17 protein-coding genes are annotated in these 16,421 nt (G+C 72.7%); 1 reads left to right on the forward strand and 16 read right to left on the reverse strand.

From position 1 onward, the window contains the following. Nucleotide 1: 1 nt before the first annotated feature. Nucleotides 2-841 carry a translation elongation factor Ts gene (tsf, locus tag ACFVUY_RS37510; protein ID WP_387693683.1) on the reverse strand — a complete coding sequence of 280 codons (840 nt, stop codon included), beginning with the start codon at nucleotides 839-841 and terminating at the stop codon, nucleotides 2-4. Between the two features lie 129 nt (nucleotides 842-970). After that, complete coding sequence (gene rpsB, locus ACFVUY_RS37515; protein ID WP_359900624.1) at nucleotides 971-1,843, reverse strand: 30S ribosomal protein S2; 873 nt, start codon at nucleotides 1,841-1,843, stop codon at nucleotides 971-973. Between the two features lie 783 nt (nucleotides 1,844-2,626). Here rpsB and ACFVUY_RS37520 point away from each other — a divergent pair. Then, nucleotides 2,627-3,259: a peptidoglycan DD-metalloendopeptidase family protein gene (locus tag ACFVUY_RS37520; RefSeq protein WP_387736616.1), complete on the forward strand. Its 633-nt coding sequence runs from the start codon at nucleotides 2,627-2,629 to the stop codon at nucleotides 3,257-3,259. Nucleotides 3,260-3,338: 79 nt separating this feature from the next. Here the strand turns inward: ACFVUY_RS37520 and ACFVUY_RS37525 are convergent, their stop codons facing one another. From ACFVUY_RS37525 to rimM, 14 genes are all read right to left on the reverse strand, one after another. Beyond that, nucleotides 3,339-3,929 (reverse strand): TetR/AcrR family transcriptional regulator, encoded by a 591-nt coding sequence (locus ACFVUY_RS37525; RefSeq protein WP_387736638.1) that lies wholly within the window; start codon nucleotides 3,927-3,929, stop codon nucleotides 3,339-3,341. A gap of 139 nt (nucleotides 3,930-4,068) precedes the next feature. Beyond that, nucleotides 4,069-4,902, reverse strand: a complete 834-nt coding sequence (gene whiG / locus ACFVUY_RS37530) for an RNA polymerase sigma factor WhiG (protein WP_387693680.1) — start codon at nucleotides 4,900-4,902, stop codon at nucleotides 4,069-4,071. A gap of 548 nt (nucleotides 4,903-5,450) precedes the next feature. Then, nucleotides 5,451-6,647, reverse strand: coding sequence for a DNA-processing protein DprA (gene dprA / locus ACFVUY_RS37535; RefSeq protein ID WP_387736617.1), 1,197 nt, complete (start codon nucleotides 6,645-6,647; stop codon nucleotides 5,451-5,453). Next, nucleotides 6,644-8,431: a YifB family Mg chelatase-like AAA ATPase gene (locus ACFVUY_RS37540; protein WP_387736618.1), complete on the reverse strand. Its 1,788-nt coding sequence runs from the start codon at nucleotides 8,429-8,431 to the stop codon at nucleotides 6,644-6,646. The genes dprA and ACFVUY_RS37540 overlap by 4 nt, the downstream gene beginning before the upstream one ends. A gap of 1 nt (nucleotide 8,432) precedes the next feature. Then, the gene (locus ACFVUY_RS37545; protein WP_387693677.1) at nucleotides 8,433-8,936 is read right to left on the reverse strand and encodes a YraN family protein; all 504 of its coding nucleotides are present in this window, start codon (nucleotides 8,934-8,936) and stop codon (nucleotides 8,433-8,435) included. Nucleotides 8,937-9,104: 168 nt separating this feature from the next. After that, nucleotides 9,105-9,431: a DUF2469 domain-containing protein gene (locus ACFVUY_RS37550; protein WP_030306725.1), complete on the reverse strand. Its 327-nt coding sequence runs from the start codon at nucleotides 9,429-9,431 to the stop codon at nucleotides 9,105-9,107. Nucleotides 9,432-9,486: 55 nt separating this feature from the next. Next, nucleotides 9,487-9,960 (reverse strand): NUDIX hydrolase, encoded by a 474-nt coding sequence (locus ACFVUY_RS37555; protein WP_387693676.1) that lies wholly within the window; start codon nucleotides 9,958-9,960, stop codon nucleotides 9,487-9,489. Between the two features lie 112 nt (nucleotides 9,961-10,072). Next, nucleotides 10,073-10,825 (reverse strand): signal peptidase I, encoded by a 753-nt coding sequence (lepB, locus tag ACFVUY_RS37560; RefSeq protein ID WP_387736619.1) that lies wholly within the window; start codon nucleotides 10,823-10,825, stop codon nucleotides 10,073-10,075. Between the two features lie 160 nt (nucleotides 10,826-10,985). Beyond that, nucleotides 10,986-11,990 (reverse strand): signal peptidase I, encoded by a 1,005-nt coding sequence (lepB, locus tag ACFVUY_RS37565; protein WP_387693674.1) that lies wholly within the window; start codon nucleotides 11,988-11,990, stop codon nucleotides 10,986-10,988. 242 nt (nucleotides 11,991-12,232) lie between these two features. Continuing rightward, nucleotides 12,233-13,003: a signal peptidase I gene (gene lepB, locus ACFVUY_RS37570; RefSeq protein WP_387736620.1), complete on the reverse strand. Its 771-nt coding sequence runs from the start codon at nucleotides 13,001-13,003 to the stop codon at nucleotides 12,233-12,235. Nucleotides 13,004-13,193: 190 nt separating this feature from the next. Next, complete coding sequence (lepB, locus tag ACFVUY_RS37575; RefSeq protein WP_387736621.1) at nucleotides 13,194-14,189, reverse strand: signal peptidase I; 996 nt, start codon at nucleotides 14,187-14,189, stop codon at nucleotides 13,194-13,196. Nucleotides 14,190-14,266: 77 nt separating this feature from the next. Further along, nucleotides 14,267-14,617, reverse strand: a complete 351-nt coding sequence (gene rplS / locus ACFVUY_RS37580) for a 50S ribosomal protein L19 (protein WP_030306736.1) — start codon at nucleotides 14,615-14,617, stop codon at nucleotides 14,267-14,269. A 154-nt stretch (nucleotides 14,618-14,771) separates the two neighbouring features. After that, nucleotides 14,772-15,590 carry a tRNA (guanosine(37)-N1)-methyltransferase TrmD gene (gene trmD, locus ACFVUY_RS37585; RefSeq protein ID WP_387693723.1) on the reverse strand — a complete coding sequence of 273 codons (819 nt, stop codon included), beginning with the start codon at nucleotides 15,588-15,590 and terminating at the stop codon, nucleotides 14,772-14,774. A 71-nt stretch (nucleotides 15,591-15,661) separates the two neighbouring features. Beyond that, entirely contained in the window at nucleotides 15,662-16,288 is a 627-nt protein-coding gene (gene rimM / locus ACFVUY_RS37590; protein ID WP_387736622.1) for a ribosome maturation factor RimM, read from the reverse strand. Between the last annotated feature and the right edge of the window lie 133 nt (nucleotides 16,289-16,421).

The raw sequence follows: 16,421 nt of genomic DNA on the forward strand, positions 1-16,421 counted from the left end.
CTCAGGCGCCGACGCGGAAACGCGCGAAGCGCTTGAGGGCGACGCCGTTCTCCTCGAGAACCTTGGCGACGGTCTTCTTGTTGTCCTTCGCGAAGGCCTGCTCCAGGACGGAGAACTCCTTCACGAAGCCGGTGACGCGACCCTCGACGATCTTCGGCAGGGCGGCCTCCGGCTTGCCCTCCTCGCGAGCGGTGGCCTCGGCGACGCGGCGCTCGTTCTCGATGTCCTCGGCCGGGATGTCCTCGCGGGACAGGTACTTCGGGGCGAAGGCGGCGATGTGCTGCGCGACGTCCTTGGCGACCTCGGCGTTCTCCTTGTCCAGCTCGACCAGGACGCCGACGGCCGGCGGCAGGTCGGGGCTGGTCTTGTGCAGGTAGACCGCGACGAAGCCGTCACCGTCGAACTGGGCGAAGCGGCGGAAGACGATCTTCTCGCCCAGGGTCGCGTTGGCCTCGTCCACGAACTGCTGGACGGTCTTGCCGGCCTCGATCTCGGAGGCCAGGGCGGCGTCCAGGTCGGCCGGGGCGGTCTTGGCGACGTGGGCGGCGATGGCGTCGGCGACCTTGACGAAGTTGTCACCCTTGGCGACGAAGTCGGTCTCGCAGTTCAGCTCGACCAGGACGCCGGACTTCTTGTCCTCGGCGATCAGCGCGGCGACGGCGCCGTTGGAGGCGTCGCGGCCCTCGCGCTTGGCGACGCCCTTCTGGCCCTTGATGCGCAGGAGCTCGACGGCCTTCTCGACGTTGCCCTCGGCCTCGTCCAGGGCCTTCTTGCAGTCCATCATGCCGGCGCCGGTGAGCTCACGGAGCTTCTTGACGTCCGCGGCGGTGAAGTTCGCCATGGTGTGAATCTCTTCTCGCGTCTCGCGTGTCTGCGTGGAGTAGCGCCGGGACCGATGGTCCGGTCCCGGCGCGGGAGAGAGGGGCACCCGCCGGCTTCGTACCGGCGGGTGCCCCTCACCCTTGGTACGTCAGGCCTGCTCGGCCGGCGCCTCGGCCGCGGGGGCCTCCTCGGCGGGCGCCTCGGCGGCGGGGGCCTCGGCGGCGGCAGGGGCCTCCTCGGCCTTCTTCTCGCCCTCGATGAGGTCCTTCTCCCAGGCGGCCAGCGGCTGGTCGGCACCCGGCTCGGCCTTGGCGTCGCCCTTGGCGACACCGGCGCGGGACTTGAGGCCCTCGGCCACGGCGTCGGCGATCACGCGGGTCAGCAGGGTGACGGAGCGGATCGCGTCGTCGTTGCCCGGGATCTTGTAGTCGACCTCGTCCGGGTCACAGTTGGTGTCGAGGATGGCGACGACCGGGATGTTGAGCTTCCGGGCCTCGCCGACCGCGATGTGCTCCTTCTTGGTGTCCACGATCCAGACGGCGCTGGGAACGCGCTGCATGTCGCGGATACCGCCGAGGGTCTTCTCCAGCTTGTCGTGCTCGCGCTGGAGGACCAGGAGCTCCTTCTTGGTCAGGCCGGAACCGGCCACGTCCGAGAAGTCCAGCTCGCCGAGCTCCTTCAGGCGCTGGAGGCGCTTGTAGACGGTCGAGAAGTTGGTCAGCATGCCGCCGAGCCAGCGCTGGTTCACGTAGGGCATGCCCACGCGGGTGGCCTGCTCGGCGATGGCCTCCTGGGCCTGCTTCTTCGTGCCGACGAAGAGGACGCTGCCGCCGTGGGCAACGGTCTCCTTGATGAACTCGAAGGCGCGGTCGATGTAGTTCAGCGACTGCAGGAGGTCGATGATGTAGATGCCGTTGCGCTCGGTGATGATGAAGCGCTTCATCTTCGGGTTCCAGCGGCGGGTCTGGTGACCGAAGTGGACGCCGCTCTCCAGCAGCTCCCGCATCGTGACGACGGCCATTGCCGTGCTCCTTGGTGTTACGGCCCGGCGGCGGCACTGCCTCGCAGCGATAGCCCACAGCCGGGTCAGGCTCGGTTTGTCCGTGGCGGCCAGGTGACAGCCACGCCTGACGCCCCGAACGTGCCGAGCCGCTTGAACCCTCCCGGCCCGGGGGCCGGTCGAGCTCGGCGGACCGAGCGGCACTCGCACCTGGCGGGGCTGCGGACGAACCGCGTCCGACCGCCGGTGGCGGGGCGTGCGAAGTCGACCCGGCGGACCGGGTCGCGTGTGAAGTGTACGGGAAGCCCCGAGGCGCGAGCGACTCCACGAGTGGCCGGGGGCCCGCCGAAGACCTGGGGGGAGCCCGGAGAACGGCCGGGGTGGGCGGGTTTCGGCGGGGGTGCGGTGGGGGTCCGGTGGGAGTGCGGCGAGGGTGCGGCGAGGGTTCGGCGAGCTCGGTGCGGGACCGGGCCGGGGTCCACGGGCCGCTGCGGGAGCGGAGCCGGGGGTGGGCGTGCGGCAGGGCGCGGGGGTGGGGTGCGAGCGGGGGGCGGGAGTGCGAGCGGGGAGTGCGAGCGGGGGCGGGCGCGAGCGGGAGCGATGGCGGGTGCGGGCTCGGGGTGTGGGTGCGGGCTCGGGTCCGGCGGCGGCCGGCACGCGGTCCGTCGGCGGCGGGCCGCTTCTACACCGGATGGTGGCGTTCGTACACCCGTCAGGGGGATGGCGGTCGGGCGTGAGGACGGTTTGTCCACAGGAATCCGAATGTGGGTGGCACTGGGGCGACCGGGCGGCGAGCCTGCGGGCATGACTGGTCGCGGGTGGTTCGGCGGGGTGTCCGTGGTGGTGAAGGTGATGACGGTGGTTCTCGTGCTCGCGCTCGCGCTCGGGCCGGCGGGGGCTTCCGGCGCCGTCGGCGCCTCGGGGGCTTCGGGCGCCGTCGGGGCGTCGGGACGCACGGGTGCGGCCGACCTCCCGGGCTCGGGTGGCGGGGCCGGGTGGGGTGGAGCGCGCGCCTGGCCGGTGGGCGGGCCGGGCGGGGTGCTGGGCCGCTTCGAGCCGCCGGCGAAGGTCTGGGCCGCCGGGCACCGGGGCGTGGACCTCGCCGCCGAGCCGGGGGTGGAGGTCCGGACGGCGGCTCCCGGAGTGGTCGCCTTCTCCGGGCTGGTGGCAGGGCGGCCGGTGGTGACCGTCGCCCATCCCGGTTCGGGCTCTCCCCCGCTGCGGACCACCTACCTGCCCGTCACCGGCACTGTCCCGGTCGGCACCCCGGTGGCCGCCGGACAGCCGATCGGGCTGCTCGCTCCGGACGGGCGCCACTGCGCCGGGCGGGACTGCCTGCACTGGGGGCTGCTGCGCGGAAGCCGCTACTTGGACCCGTTGGCCCTGTTCGGCGCGGGCACGGCGCGACTGCTGCCATTGGGAGGCACGGACGGGTAGGACCGGGGCCGAGGTCAGGCTCGGGACCGGGACCGGGACCGGGACCGGGCCAGGTTCAGGTTCAGGTTCTGGTTCTGGTTCAGGTTCCGGGGTGGACGAGTCCGTGCAGCACCATCGCGACGGCGGCGTCGGCGATCTCCTCGGGGCTCTCGGTCGCACAGCCGGTGCGGCCTCCGGCCGTGGCCTGCTCGGCCCTGCGGGTCGCCGCCTCCACGACGCCCTGGACCAGGGCCGCGGCGAGCCGGGGCTGCGCGTGGCCGAGGTCCTCCAGCGTCCGGCCGACCAGACCGGCCAGCCTGCCGTGCGCGGCCCTGATCCGCTCGCGCGCGGCCTCGTCGAGCTCCAGTGCCGAGATCGCCACCACCGCCCGGTGCCGGGGGTCGGCGGCCAGCGCCAGCTGGCCGCGGACGTAGGCCTCGATCCGCTCGACGGCGGTGTCGCAGCTCTCCATCCCGGCCTCGATCTCGGCCGCCCAGAGCGGGAGGTCCACCTCGCAGAGCGCCTCGACCACGGCGGCGCGGGAGCGGAAGTACTCGTAGACCGAGGAGCGCGCCAGCCCGGTGCGCATCGCGAGTGCGGGGAAGGTCAGGGCCTCCATGCCACCCTCGGTGAGCAGGATGCGGGCAGCATCGAGAAGCGCTGCGCGCTGGAGCTGGCGATGCTCGGCCACCGTGGCCGCTCGGATCTTCGGCACGCTCCCACTCTACGGAGCCATACCTCCGGCCGGTACGGCGCCGCGCATCGGGAAGATGCCCGGGCCCCACGAGCGGCTTCCGGCGGCCAGGTGTCGACGCCCGGGCGCCGATGCCCTATCGGATGTCCGACAGCTTGGCCCGCAGCTGGAGGACGGACTTGGTGTGGATCTGGCTCACCCGGCTCTCCGTCACCCCCAGCACCTGTCCGATCTCGGCGAGGGTGAGGCCCTCGTAGTAGTAGAGCGTCACCACGGTCTTCTCCCGCTCGGGGAGGGTGTTGACCGCCTGGGCCAGCAGCCTGCGCAGTTCGCGGTCCTCGGCCACCTCTACCGGGTTGTCCGCGCCGTGGTCCTCCAGGGTGTCCATCAGGCTCAGCCGGTCGCCGCCCTCCCCCACCGGGTGCAGCAGTTCGTCCAGCGCCACCACGTTGGCCAGCGACAGCTGGCTGAAGATGGCGTGCAGGTCCTCGATCGCGATGCCCATCTCGGCCGCGACCTCCGGCTCGTGCGGCGTCCGGCGCAGCCGGGCCTCCAGCGTGGCGTACGTCCGCTCGACCGCCTTCGCCTTCTGCCGTACCGAGCGCGGGATCCAGTCCAGGGCACGCAGTTCGTCGATGATCGCGCCGCGGATGCGGCTGATCGCATAGGTCTCGAACTTGATGGCACGGCCGATGTCGAACTTCTCGATCGCGTCGATCAGCCCGAAGACCCCCGAGGAGACGAAGTCCGCCTGTTCCACGTTGGAGGGCAGACCGACCCCGACCCGCCCCGCCACGTACTTGACGAGCGGTGAGTAGTGCAGGATCAGCTGCTCGCGCAGCCGCTGGTCCCCGCTCTCCTTGTAGGAGCGCCAGAGTTCCTCGAGCGCGGTGCGGCCCTGGGCCGCGGCCTCCCGGGCGCCCTGCCCCTGGCCTCCGTCCGCCGCCCTCTCCCGGCGGGGCGGCGACACCGGCGAGGCGCAGGCCGGGGAGACGGCGCTCCCGCCCGACGCACTGCCGGGCGACCGGGGCGCACTGGCCACTCCCGCGCCGGGGGGCACCCCGGCGGGCGCGCCGGCGGAGCCTGCCGCGTCCGCGCCCTGGAGCGGCTCGGCACCCCGGGCCGCGTCCGTAGGCTGGGGCGCCACCGCCGGCCGCCCGCCCTGGCGCGACAGGCCTCCCATCGTCCCCGCCGACCTGGCCGGGAAGTCGGGTACGGGGCGCCTCTCGCTCCGCGGCCCTCCCGAGGACCGAGCGCCACCGGTCACTCTGTGTCCGGGAATGTGTGTGGGCATGCGTTGGTCTGCGCCGTTCTGCCGAGTCATGTGCTGATAGGGAAGGCATGTGGAGCGTAGCGTGACCAACTCACTGCAAAGCGCTACCGCCACCCGGTCGTCCCCCGATCCGGTGGCGTTCGCACACCGGATCCGGGCGACGAACAGGAGAACCGGATCGGCAGGTCAGCAGGGCGGCTCCGACGTGCGTTCCCTCGACGCGAGCGCGTTCTCCGTGCCGGCGATCACCTCCTGCGCACCACGCGCCAGTGCGCGCCGTGCCGCTCCACGTAGCCGAGCGAGCCCAACTCGTAGAGCCGTTGAAGAACTTCGTCCGGCGGGAGACCGGACTGCCGGGCCAGTCGCTCGACCGGGGCGCCCTCCGGCGTCGCCGGTACGGCTTCCAGCACCCGGGCGACCGCCGGCTCCAGCAGGTCGCGCGGGAGCACTGGACCGCTGCGCTGCGGTGCCAGATCGTCCCCGATCGCCCCGATCAGCTCGGTGATCTCGGCCGCGTCGGTGACCAGAACGGCGGCGCCGCTGCGGATCAGGGCGTGCACCCCGGCGGAGAAGGCCGAGGTCACCGGGCCCGCGACGCCCATGGTGTGACGGTTGAGGTCCCGCGCCCGTCTGGCCGTACTCAGGGCGCCGCTGCGCACCGCCGCCTCGACCACCACCGTTCCCCGGGTGAGCGCCGCGATGACCCTGTTGCGCAGGACGAAGCGGAAGCGGTTCGGGTGCTCCCCGGGCGGGAGTTCACTGACCAGCAGACCCTGGACGCCGATCCGCCGGATCAGCTCGGCGTTGCCCTTGGGATAGGCCACGTCGACGCCGCAGGCGAGCACCGCGGCGGTCATTCCGCCGACCGCGAGTGCCCCGCGGTGTGCGGCCGCGTCGATCCCGTAGGCCGCTCCGGAGACCACCATCCAGCCGCGCTCGGCCAGTTGGGCCGACAGCTCCCCCGCGACGTGGGCGCCGTAGGCGGTGCAGGCGCGGGAGCCCACCAGCGCGACCGAGCGGAGCGCGAGCAGCCGCAGCGAGCCGGTACCCGCCACCCAGAGCCCGACCGGACGTCCGTCACCCAGGTCGTCGAGTTGGCTGGGCCACTCGGTGTCCCCCGGAATGATGAACCGTCCACCGACGTCCCGTACCCGTTTCAGGTCCATCTCCGGGTTCAGGCCCGGGAGCCGCGCCTGGTACCCGGCCAGTCGGGTGGCGTCCAGTCCGGGATGGTCGGGCACCGTCCCGTCCCGGATCGCCTTGACCACGTCGACGGCGGAGAGTTGGCCGAGCCACCGGCCGACCACCGCGTCCCCCGGTTCGCTGAGCCGGCCGATCAGCACCCGGGCGAGGCGCTCGGGCTCGGGCCCGTCGTTGGTTGCGGCACCGGCACCGGCCTCGGCCGCGCCGGGAATTCGAGGTTGCCTCAGCAGCTGGTTCATGCCTCACCCTTCTGGTTCCGCGAACGGTCGTCGAGCGCCCCGGGCGCCCCGGGCGTCTTGGGTGTCCTGGGCGTCCTGGGCGTCGCGGGCGTCTTGGGTGTCCTGGGCGTCCTGGGCGTCGCGGACCAGCCGTCCTCCGGACTGGCGCGCTGCGCCGGGATTCCGCCGAGCCGGCCGAGGACCCGCTCGGCCAGCGGGAGTCCGTGCTCCACCCCGGTGCGCAGGACCAGCGCGGTGCGCACGTCCCGCTGGTCCGGCCGGTCGCGTCCGGCGAGGTCGGCGACCGTCCACGCCACCCGGAGCACCCGGTCCAGGCCCCGGGCGGTCAGCTGCCCCCGCTCCAATTGCCGCGCGGCGTCGTTGAGCGCGCCGGGCCCGAGCTGCCAGCGGGTGCGCAGTTCGTGGCCTGGCACCTCCGCGTTGGTCCGCCACGGGGTGTCCGCCAACCTGGCCGCCGCCCGCTCACGCGCGGCCAGCACTCTGGCCGCGACGGTCTCGGTGGTCTCCGCCGTGGTGTCCCGCTCCATGAGCTCGACCCTGGTCACCGGGGCCACCTGGACCTGGAGGTCGACCCGGTCCAGCAGCGGCCCGGAGAGCCGCCCCTGATAGCGGCTGACCATGGCCGGGGTGCACTCGCAGCCCTCGCCCCGCCGCGAGTACCGGCCGCACGGACAGGGGTTGGCCGCCAGGCAGAGCAGGAAGCGGGCCGGGAGCCGCAACGAGCCGGCCGAGCGGGCGATCACCACCTCGCCCGCTTCCAGCGGCTGGCGCAGCGCGTCGAGTACCCGGACCGGGAACTCCGGCGCCTCGTCCAGGAAGAGCACGCCCCGGTGGGCCAGCGAGACCGCTCCCGGTCTCGGCAGACCGCTGCCGCCGCCGACGATGGCCGGCATCGTCGTGGAGTGGTGCGGAGCGCAGTAGGGCGCGGTGTCGATCAGTGGGCGCCCGGCCGGGAGCAGCCCGGCCACCGAGTGGACGGCGGTGACCTCCAGTGCCTCCTTCTGGGTCAGCGGCGGGAGCAGCGAGGGCAGCCGCTCCGCCAGCATCGTCTTGCCCGCCCCCGGTGGGCCCTTCAAGTAGAGGTGGTGGCCTCCGGCGGCGGCGATCTCCAGGGCCCGCCGGGCCTCGTACTGGCCGGCCACATCGGCCATGTCGAGCCGGGACGCCCGGTCGTCGGGCAGGCCCCGCACCCCCGCGCTGGGCAGCATCAGACCGGCCATCAGCGGATCCGGCCGGCCGCCGATCGGGTCGGGCGGCTCCTCCGGCGCCTCCGCGCCGGTCAGGGTGGCGACGAGCTGGCGCAGGCTGCGGACGCCGATCACCGTCACCCCGGGAACGAGCGAGGCCTCGGGCGCGGTCTGTTCGGCGACCACGACCCGCTCGTACCCAGCGTCGGCGGCGGCCAGCACCGACGGCAGCACCCCCCTGACCGGCCGCACCCGGCCGTCCAGCCCCAGCTCGCCGATGATCAGCAGGTCGGCGATGGCGGCGGGGTCGAGCCGTTCCGCGGCGGCCAGCACGGCGCAGGCGACCGCGAGGTCGAAGCCGCTGCCGCTCTTGGGCACCGAGGCGGGGCTGAGGCCGACCGTCAGCTTGCGCTGCGGCCAGGCCTCGCCGCTGTTCACGACTGCGGCACGGACCCGGTCGCGGGCCTCGGTGAGCGCCTTGTCGGGCAGGCCGACCAGGGTGAACGCCGCCACCCCGGGCTCCAGATCGGCCTGGACCTCGACGATCACTCCGTCGACGCCTACCAGCGCGACGGAACAGGTACGGGCGAAGGCCATCTCAGACCACCCCCCGCAGGTGGTCGACCAGGGCCGCACCCCGCGCCCGGTTGACCACCGCGACCAGGTCGATCCGCACTCCGCCCGGTGGGGCGGGCGGCCATTGCGGATCGGTGGGCCCCGGGTCGTAGCCGGGCCCGGCCAACTCCGCGAAGTGACCGGGCCAGCGCTCGGCCATCCAGCGCTCGGCCAGGCGCTGCAGTCGGGCCGCCTTGGCCCGGTCGATGGCCTCGGTGGGCTGCTGGAACCCCCGCTCGGAGCGGGTCTTCACCTCGCAGACCGCCACGGTGTCGCCGTCGAGGGCGACGATGTCCAGCTCGCCCTCGACGCAACGCCAGTTGCGGTCCAGGATGCGGAGCCCGGCCTCGGTGAGGCGGCGGGCGGCGACCCGCTCCCCGTAGCGGCCGAGCCCGTTCTTGGTGCTGCGCTCCGGGATCGCCCGCGGGGCCTTCCCGGCTGCGGCCGTGTCCGGTACGGCCTGGTCCTGCACGACGGTGTGCTGCATGGTGACCACCTCCGCCGAGGAGGCTGCACCAAGGCGCGCGCCGAGGCCCGGGAATTCCCTGTCCCTGTGGATAACCCGGGCCTGTGGACAACTTTTGTCACCCGCAGGAGTGAGAAGCCCCGTTCCTCCCGAAATCGGCTGGACAACGCGGGACGGAGTCGTTCAACGTCAGTTCCCGAAGCCGGGCTCGTCCGAGGGCAGCTCCAGGTCGCTCTTCGCGAGTTCCTCGATGTTCACGTCCTTGAAGGTCAGCACCCGGACCTTGCGGACGAACCGGGCCGGCCGGTACATGTCCCAGACCCACGCATCCGCCATCGACACCTCGAAGAACACCTCGCCCTGGACCGAGTGCACCTGCAGCTCGTAGTCGTTGGTGAGGTAGAACCGTCGCTCGGTCTCGATCACGTACTTGAACAGGCCGACGACGTCCCGGTACTCCCGGTAGAGCTTGAGCTCCATCTCGGTCTCGTACTTCTCGAGATCTTCGGCACTCATCCAGGCGTCCCCTCAACTTGTCACGTCCACCCATTGTGGACCACCGCACCCACGGTCAGAGCCGTACCGGATCCACCGGCGGGCCCTCGGCCAGCAGCCGCTCCAGGAAGTCCGCCAGACCGGGCGGATAGACCGTCTCGGCGGTCCCCCTCAGTTCCTCGACCGTCCACCAGCGCGCCGCGAGCAACTGGGCGTGCTCGTCGGCGCCCATGCCCGAGTGGTCCAGCCCCGTCTCCGTGGTCCGGGCCAGGTGGAACCACTGCTCCTGCTCGTAGCGCTGTCCCTGAAAGGAGAACGACACCGTGCCGTACGCCACCAAGGGCCCCAGGTCCACACCCCGCAAGCCGGTCTCCTCGGCGAGCTCCCGCTCGGCGGCCTCGCGCACGTCCTCCCCCGGCTCCAAGCCGCCTCCGGGCGTGAACCACCACGTCTCGCCCGGGGTGGCCGGATCGGCCCCCAGGAAGAGGAGGATGCGGTCCAGCCCGTCCAGCAGCAGGATCCGAGCCGCCCTGCGGCGCCGTGCTGTCATGGCAGCGCTCCACGCTCCTTCCGTCCGCATCGGTGGCGCTACCGATCCTGCCACCCGACGTGGTCGTCCGGGGCGATGTTCGGCAGAGCGGCCCGCCGGGCGACGGTCCCGCTCAGGCGCCGCGCCCCCGGAGCCGGCGGGCCAGACCCGCCACCCCACCCACCACCGAGGTCACGAGGATCAGCGCCGCGCCCGCAACGGCGGCGGCGGCGAGGGGGCCCAGCGGCCCCGGCTTCGAGGCCTTCGGGCCCGCGAAGCCGTCGAAGTCCGTGACCCGGTCGAGCAGGCCCATGCGGCCGAAGGGCAGCACCGTGGCCTCGACCCTGGCCTCGACGGCCTCGGCCGGGACGGTCCCGTCGTCGACCTCCAGGTGGGTGCGGGAGTCGAGCGAGCCCATCCGGTTGTCGCCGAGCAGGAACAGCCGGCCCTGCGGCACCGTCACGCTGAACGAAGCGCCCTGGCGGCCCTGCGTCGCGAGGTAGGGCTCGTCCACCGGCTGCCCGTTGACCGTCAGCCGGTAATCGGCCCCGGTGGTGGCGACGGTGTCCCCGCCGACCGCGACCACCCGCTTGACCATGAGCTCACCGCCCCAGGCCTGGTCCCGGAAGACCACCACGTCGCCCCGCCCGATGTCGCCGCCGCCGACCTTGCGGGCGAGCACGGTGTCGCCGGCGCGCAGGGTCGGGTGCATCGAGGCGGTGGGGATCTTGTACGGCCGGTAGTCGATCGCGATCAGGGTGAAGCCGCCGACCATCAGCACCAGCCCCAGCGCCAGGACGACGCCCTGGAGCACCGCGGCGGCCCCGCGGCGCCCACGGGCGGGTACCGGAGGTCGGTCGACCGTCTGCTCCACGACACTGCTCATCGACACCGTCCACCTCTGGCCGACCGGAGAACACCACTGGCACGCCGGAGGCACGGGCGGAAAAGCCGACGGGCCGTGGCACGTCCGAGCAGATTACTCGTCAGTACCACGGCCCGCGCAAGAGCCGGGGCCAACCCGGCGGAACACGATCCGGTGGAGTTCAGGACTCCTTGCGGCGCTCCGCCCGACCCCGCACCCGACGGACCAGCGGGAGCAGGGCGACGGCCCCCACCGCACCGGCCACGGGGGGCGCCATCGGCGCGGCCGCCGCCAGACCCTTCTGGTCGAAGGTGTCCGGCACCGGCAGCGTGGACCAGTGGCTGATCGGCCAGGCCACCACGAACGCGCGCCCGATCACGTTGTCCACCGGGACGGTGCCGCCACCCGGCTGGTCCATGTGGAAACGGGAGTCCAGCGAGTTGGCGCGGTGGTCGCCCATCACCCAGATCCGGTCCTTGGGCACCTTGACCGGGCCGAAGGGGTGGTCACCGCAGGGGGTGTTGCCCTGGTAGACGTACGGCTCGTTGAGGGCGACGCCGTTGACCTTGACCGGCCCCTCACCCTCGCACTCGACGGTGTCCCCGCCGACCGCGATGACCCGCTTGATCAGGTCCTTCTCGTTGGCGGAGGGCATCAGACCGACGAAGCTGAGCACGTCCTGCACGCCCCGGAGGAAGGCGTTGCTGCTCTGCTGGGTCGGCTCGTCGTTCAGCCAGCCGCCCGGGTCGTGGAACACCACGACCTCACCGCGCTCGGGCTCGGCCCCGAACCACGGGGTCAGCTTGTCCACCAGGACGCGGTCGCCGACCTGCAGCGTGTTCTGCATCGATTCCGACGGAATGGAGAACGCCTGGACGAAGAACGTCTTGATCACCAGCGCGAGGATCAGCGCGATGCCGACCAGGATCGGCAGTTCCTTCCAGAACGAGCGCGGCTTGCGCGGCTTGGAGGGGGCCTCCGACTCCGATCCGTCCGCGGGCTCGGCCCCCGCGTGCGAGGAGTCCGGGGAGTCCTCCGAACCGGCACCCTGCCCGTCAGCGGTCTGCGCCGCGGCATCCTCGACCGAGGCCGAGGAGGCCGCGGACTCGGCGGACCGGTCCGCCCGACGACCTGGGCCCTCGGGCTCTCCGGCGCCTGATCGGGCGCCGATCACCAAATCCCCCACAACGTCTCCTCCCTGCTGTGCGGACGCCCGCGCGCCCGCGCTCAGAGTGCCGCACAGCGGGCACCACGCTCACCACGACCATGAACGCCTCAGGGCTGCCCACCGCGGACTCCCCCGACACCAGCACGGCCTCGGCACACGGCCGGAACCACTCCCGGCCGCACCTGCACTTCTCTATCACTCCCAGGCATCCGGCTCGCGGTCCCACACGCGAGGCCCGTCCGGTCGACGGCCGGCGCTGCTCACTCCGGAGGCCGCCCCGACCTGCGCGCGACGAACGGAAGGATGCCCAACACACCCATAACGAGGGGGGGTTCCACAGGAACCGGCCCAACGCCCACCGACTCCGCGGCAGTTCCGCCGGCCTGCGGCATCCGGGCGAGAGAGGAGAGTGAACCTGGCGCATCGAGTTGATGGAACCGGTCCAGCGGCCAAGCGATCACGAACGCGCGGCCGACCACGTCGGTCAACGGGACCGTTCCCTGGCCCGGATTGCCCATGTGGAAACGGGAGTCGGCGGAGACGTCCCGGTGGTCGCCCATGACCCACAACCGTCCCCGTGGCACCTGCACCTTGAAGGTCTGCCGGGACGGCGGGTTGCCGGGCGCGAGGTAGGACTCCTCCACCGGACGACCGTTGACGCTGAGGCGCCCCTGTGCGTCGCAGCACTCGACGGTGTCCCCGCCGACGCCGATCACCCGCTTGATCAGGTCCTGCTCGTTGTCGGAGGGCAGCAGTCCGACGAAGGTCAGCACCTGTTTGGCCCCGCCCAGCACCGGGCCGTCGTCGGACGGCTTCCGGTCGCGCTCCAGCCAGCCGCCCGGGTCCTTGAACACCACGATGTCGCCGCGCTGCGGCTCACTGCCGAACCAGGGGGTCAGCTTGTCGACCAGTACCCGGTCCCCGATCCGGATGGTCTGCTCCATCGAGCCCGAGGGGATCACGAACACCTGGATCAGGAAGGTCTTCATCACGAGCGCCACCAGCAGGGCCACCAGGACGATCAGCGGCACCTCGCGCACCAGCGAGCGCTTGCGCCGACCGGCCGCCTTGCGGGCACTGCGACGGCGCTCGGCCCGGCCGCGTGTCGGCGGGGCCCCGGTCGGCCCCGAGCCGGCCCCGCCGTCCTGCCCCGGTCCCGGTCCCGGTCCCGGTCCCGCGGTCGCCGCTCCCCCGGCGGCCGGACGGTCGGCGAGCCGTCCCCTACCCCTGGTCCCCATGACCACCCGTCCCCGCAGTCGGGGCGAAGGCCGCGGGCCGCTCCAGGCCGGTCCAGCGCGAGAACGGGTAGACCACCCAGTCCGCCCTGCCGATCACCTTCGCCTCGGGCACGAAGCCGCCGCCGGGCTCGCCGAGGTGGTCGCGGGAGTCCCGGGAGGCGCTGCGGTGGTCACCCATCACCCACAGCTTGCCGGCGGGCACGACGATGTCGAAGGCCACGCTCGACGGGTCGTCGCCCGGGGACAGGTAGGAGGTCTCGTCGATCGGCACGCCGTTGACGGTGATCGGCGCGCCCGGGCCGGTGCTGGTCACCCGGTCCCCGCCGACGCCGATCACGCGCTTGACGTAGACGGTGTTCCCGGCCGGGGCCAGACCGAGGTCCTGGGCGAACGAGCGCAGGCCGTCCCAGAAGCCGGGCGGCTTCGCCGTCTCCCGGAGGAAGGAGCCCGTCCCGTCGAAGACCACGACGTCGCCCCGGCTGGGGTGGCCGCCGAAGGCGTAGGCGAGCTGGTTCGCGACCAGCCGGTCGCCCGGGCGCAGGGTCTCCTCCATCGACCCGGAGGGCACCGAGAACGGACGCGCGACGAAGGCGTTCACCAGCAGCAGGGCCGTCAGGCAGATCCCGGCCACCAGCAGCAGGTCGCGCGAACGCGAGTGCCCCGGCTCCTCGTCCTGCTCCGGGCCGTCGTCTCCGCTGCCGCCCGTCCGCTCCCCGACGCCTTCAGGGCCCTCGGCCTGCTCCGGTACCTCAGTGCGCTCCGGTACCTCGGCGTGCTCCGGCCCGCCGGTGGCCGTCGGCCCGTCGGTGGCCACCGGGCCCGCGACAGCCTCCGGGCCGTCGACACCATCCACCGCGGCACCCCCGTCGTCGGCCCCGGCGGAACCGCTCCCGGAAACGACCGCGGACCGCGACAGCGAGTCCGCACCGGTGGGTGCGGGACTGCCGTCGCGGTCCGCGGGTGGTTCGTGCGTGCTCATCGGGGGGTGAGCTTACCTTGCGGCTGTTCGCCCCCCTCGGAGCGTTCCGATCCCCGGCGAGGCCGGGGGCCGGTGGATCAGCGGTCGCGCTTCTCCTTGATCTTCGCGGCCTTGCCGCGGAGGTCACGCAGGTAGTACAGCTTGGCGCGGCGAACCGCACCGCGGGTCACGACCTCGATCTTCTCGACGACCGGGGTGTGCACCGGGAAGGTGCGCTCCACGCCGACGTTGAAGCTGACCTTGCGGACGGTGAAGGTCTCACCGATACCGGCGCCGTGGCGGCGGATGACGACGCCCTGGAAGACCTGGACACGGGAGCGGTTGCCCTCGATGACCCGGACGTGAACCTTCAGGGTGTCACCGGCGCGGAAGGCCGGAATGTCGCTACGCAGCGAGGCCGCGTCGACAGCAGCGAGCTTGTTGCTCATGTTGCTCTCCATCGCAGGCGCCACGGGCCGCCCACGGAAAATCGTCACAATGGGGTTTGCTGCGGGCCGCATCGGCTGACGACGATCCCCCCGTGGCGAGGGCGCCGGTCCACGTGCCCCCTACGGAAGGGAACCAGCGACAGACAACAGCCGCCTATTCTTCCACATCAGCGGCCACGGACCGAAATCGGCCGAGTCGCTCGTCCCAGGCCAGGCCGAGGACGCTCAGCGCCTCCCGCTCCTTCTTGTCGAAGGCTCCGTACTGCCAGCGCTCGACCAGGTCGGGCCGGTTCGCCAGGGTCCGGGCGAAGGCCTGCTCGCGGCGCCAGCGGGCGATCCTGCCGTGGTTGCCGCTGAGCAGCACGTCCGGCACCGTCCGGCCGCGCCACTCGGCGGGCTTGGTGTAGACCGGGCCCTCCAGCAGATCGGCCATCGCGCCCGGCGCGAAGGAGTCGTCGCGGTGGGACTCGGCGTTGCCGAGCACCCCCGGCAGCAGCCGGGCGATCGCCTCGACCATCACCAGCACGGCGACCTCGCCGCCGGCCAGCACGTAGTCGCCGATCGAGGCCTCGACCACCGGCATCCGGGTAGCCGCTTCCTCGATCACCCGGCGGTCGATGCCCTCGTACCGGGCGGGAGTGAAGGCCAGCCACGGGCGCCCGGCCAGTTCCTGGGCGAGCTCCTGGGTGAACGGTCGCCCGCTCGGCGTCGGGACGATCAGGGTGGGCACCTGCCCCTCGGGGCCGCCGGCGATCACCGCGTCCAGCGCCTCGCCCCACGGCTCGGGCTTCATCACCATGCCGGGGCCGCCGCCGTACGGGCTGTCGTCGACCGTGCGGTGCACGTCGTGGGTCCACGCGCGCAGGTCGTGGACGTGCACGTCCAGCTGGCCGCGGGCGCGGGCCTTGCCGACCAGCGAGACGTCCAGCGGCTCCAGGTACTCGGGGAAGATCGTGACGACGTCGATCCGCATGCCGCTCCGCGCGCCGCCGGACCCGGCATCGTCCGCCGCCGGAACGTCCGCCCCGGTGTTCTCCTCCGCGGTCACTGCGACTCCTCCGAGCCCTCGGCGCCGTCGACACCCTCAGCGCTCTCAGCGCTCTCAGCGCCCTCGGCGGTCTCAGCGCCCTCGGCCGAGGAGGTCCCCGCGACGTCGGCCTGCTCCGGGTCGATCAGCCCGGCCGGCGGGGTGATCACGGCGCGCTGGTTCTCCAGATCGATGGTCGGCACGATCTGGCTGACGAAGGGCACCAGCACCTCCGTCCCGTCGGCCTTCTTGACCGTGAGCAGGTCCTGGTAGGGCAGGTGGAGGACCTCGGTCAGCTCGCCGACCAGGGTGCCGTCCAGCAGCACCACGTCCAGGCCGATCAGCTGGTGGTCGTAGTACTCCTCCGGGTCCTCGGGGGTCTCCTCCGGGTCGACCTCGGAGATGAGCACGGTGCCGCGGAGGGCCTCGGCCGCGTTGCGGTCCTTGACGCCGGCGAAGCGCAGCAGCAGCCGGCCGCTGTGCACCCGGCCCGACTCGACGGTCAGCGGCCCGACCGACGCGGGGTCGGTGAGCACGACGGCACCGGGACCGAGCCGGAGTTCCGGCTCGTCGGTGCGGACCTCGACACTGACGTCCCCCCTGATGCCGTGGGCACGGCCGATCCTGCCGACGACGAGCTGCACGGTGATCGTTCTCCTGGAGTTCCTGAGCCGAAACGAAAAGCGACGGCGACGGGCTGCGAAGCGATGATGCGAGGGAAATGCGGAGGGAAATGCGAAAAGGCCGACCGGGACGACATGCGTCCCGGTCGGCCTC

This window comes from Kitasatospora sp. NPDC058063, assembly GCF_042885395.1.
Classification (GTDB): Bacteria; Actinomycetota; Actinomycetes; order Streptomycetales; family Streptomycetaceae; genus Kitasatospora; species Kitasatospora lactacystinica.

Excerpts from the sequence above, each read along its gene's own strand:
- rpsB (WP_359900624.1), bottom strand. The coding sequence starts at position 1,843 with ATGGCCGTCGTCACGATGCGGGAGCTGCTGGAGAGCGGCGTCCACTTC.
- ACFVUY_RS37540 (WP_387736618.1), bottom strand. The coding sequence starts at position 8,431 with ATGGCCTTCGCCCGTACCTGTTCCGTCGCGCTGGTAGGCGTCGACGGA.
- rplS (WP_030306736.1), bottom strand. The coding sequence starts at position 14,617 with ATGAGCAACAAGCTCGCTGCTGTCGACGCGGCCTCGCTGCGTAGCGAC.
- ACFVUY_RS37555 (WP_387693676.1), bottom strand. The coding sequence starts at position 9,960 with ATGACAGCACGGCGCCGCAGGGCGGCTCGGATCCTGCTGCTGGACGGG.
- lepB (WP_387736619.1), bottom strand. The coding sequence starts at position 10,825 with ATGAGCAGTGTCGTGGAGCAGACGGTCGACCGACCTCCGGTACCCGCC.
- ACFVUY_RS37550 (WP_030306725.1), bottom strand. The coding sequence starts at position 9,431 with ATGAGTGCCGAAGATCTCGAGAAGTACGAGACCGAGATGGAGCTCAAG.
- ACFVUY_RS37520 (WP_387736616.1), top strand. The coding sequence starts at position 2,627 with ATGACTGGTCGCGGGTGGTTCGGCGGGGTGTCCGTGGTGGTGAAGGTG.
- trmD (WP_387693723.1), bottom strand. The coding sequence starts at position 15,590 with ATGCGGATCGACGTCGTCACGATCTTCCCCGAGTACCTGGAGCCGCTG.
- tsf (WP_387693683.1), bottom strand. The coding sequence starts at position 841 with ATGGCGAACTTCACCGCCGCGGACGTCAAGAAGCTCCGTGAGCTCACC.
- dprA (WP_387736617.1), bottom strand. The coding sequence starts at position 6,647 with ATGAACCAGCTGCTGAGGCAACCTCGAATTCCCGGCGCGGCCGAGGCC.
- ACFVUY_RS37545 (WP_387693677.1), bottom strand. The coding sequence starts at position 8,936 with ATGCAGCACACCGTCGTGCAGGACCAGGCCGTACCGGACACGGCCGCA.
- lepB (WP_387736621.1), bottom strand. The coding sequence starts at position 14,189 with ATGAGCACGCACGAACCACCCGCGGACCGCGACGGCAGTCCCGCACCC.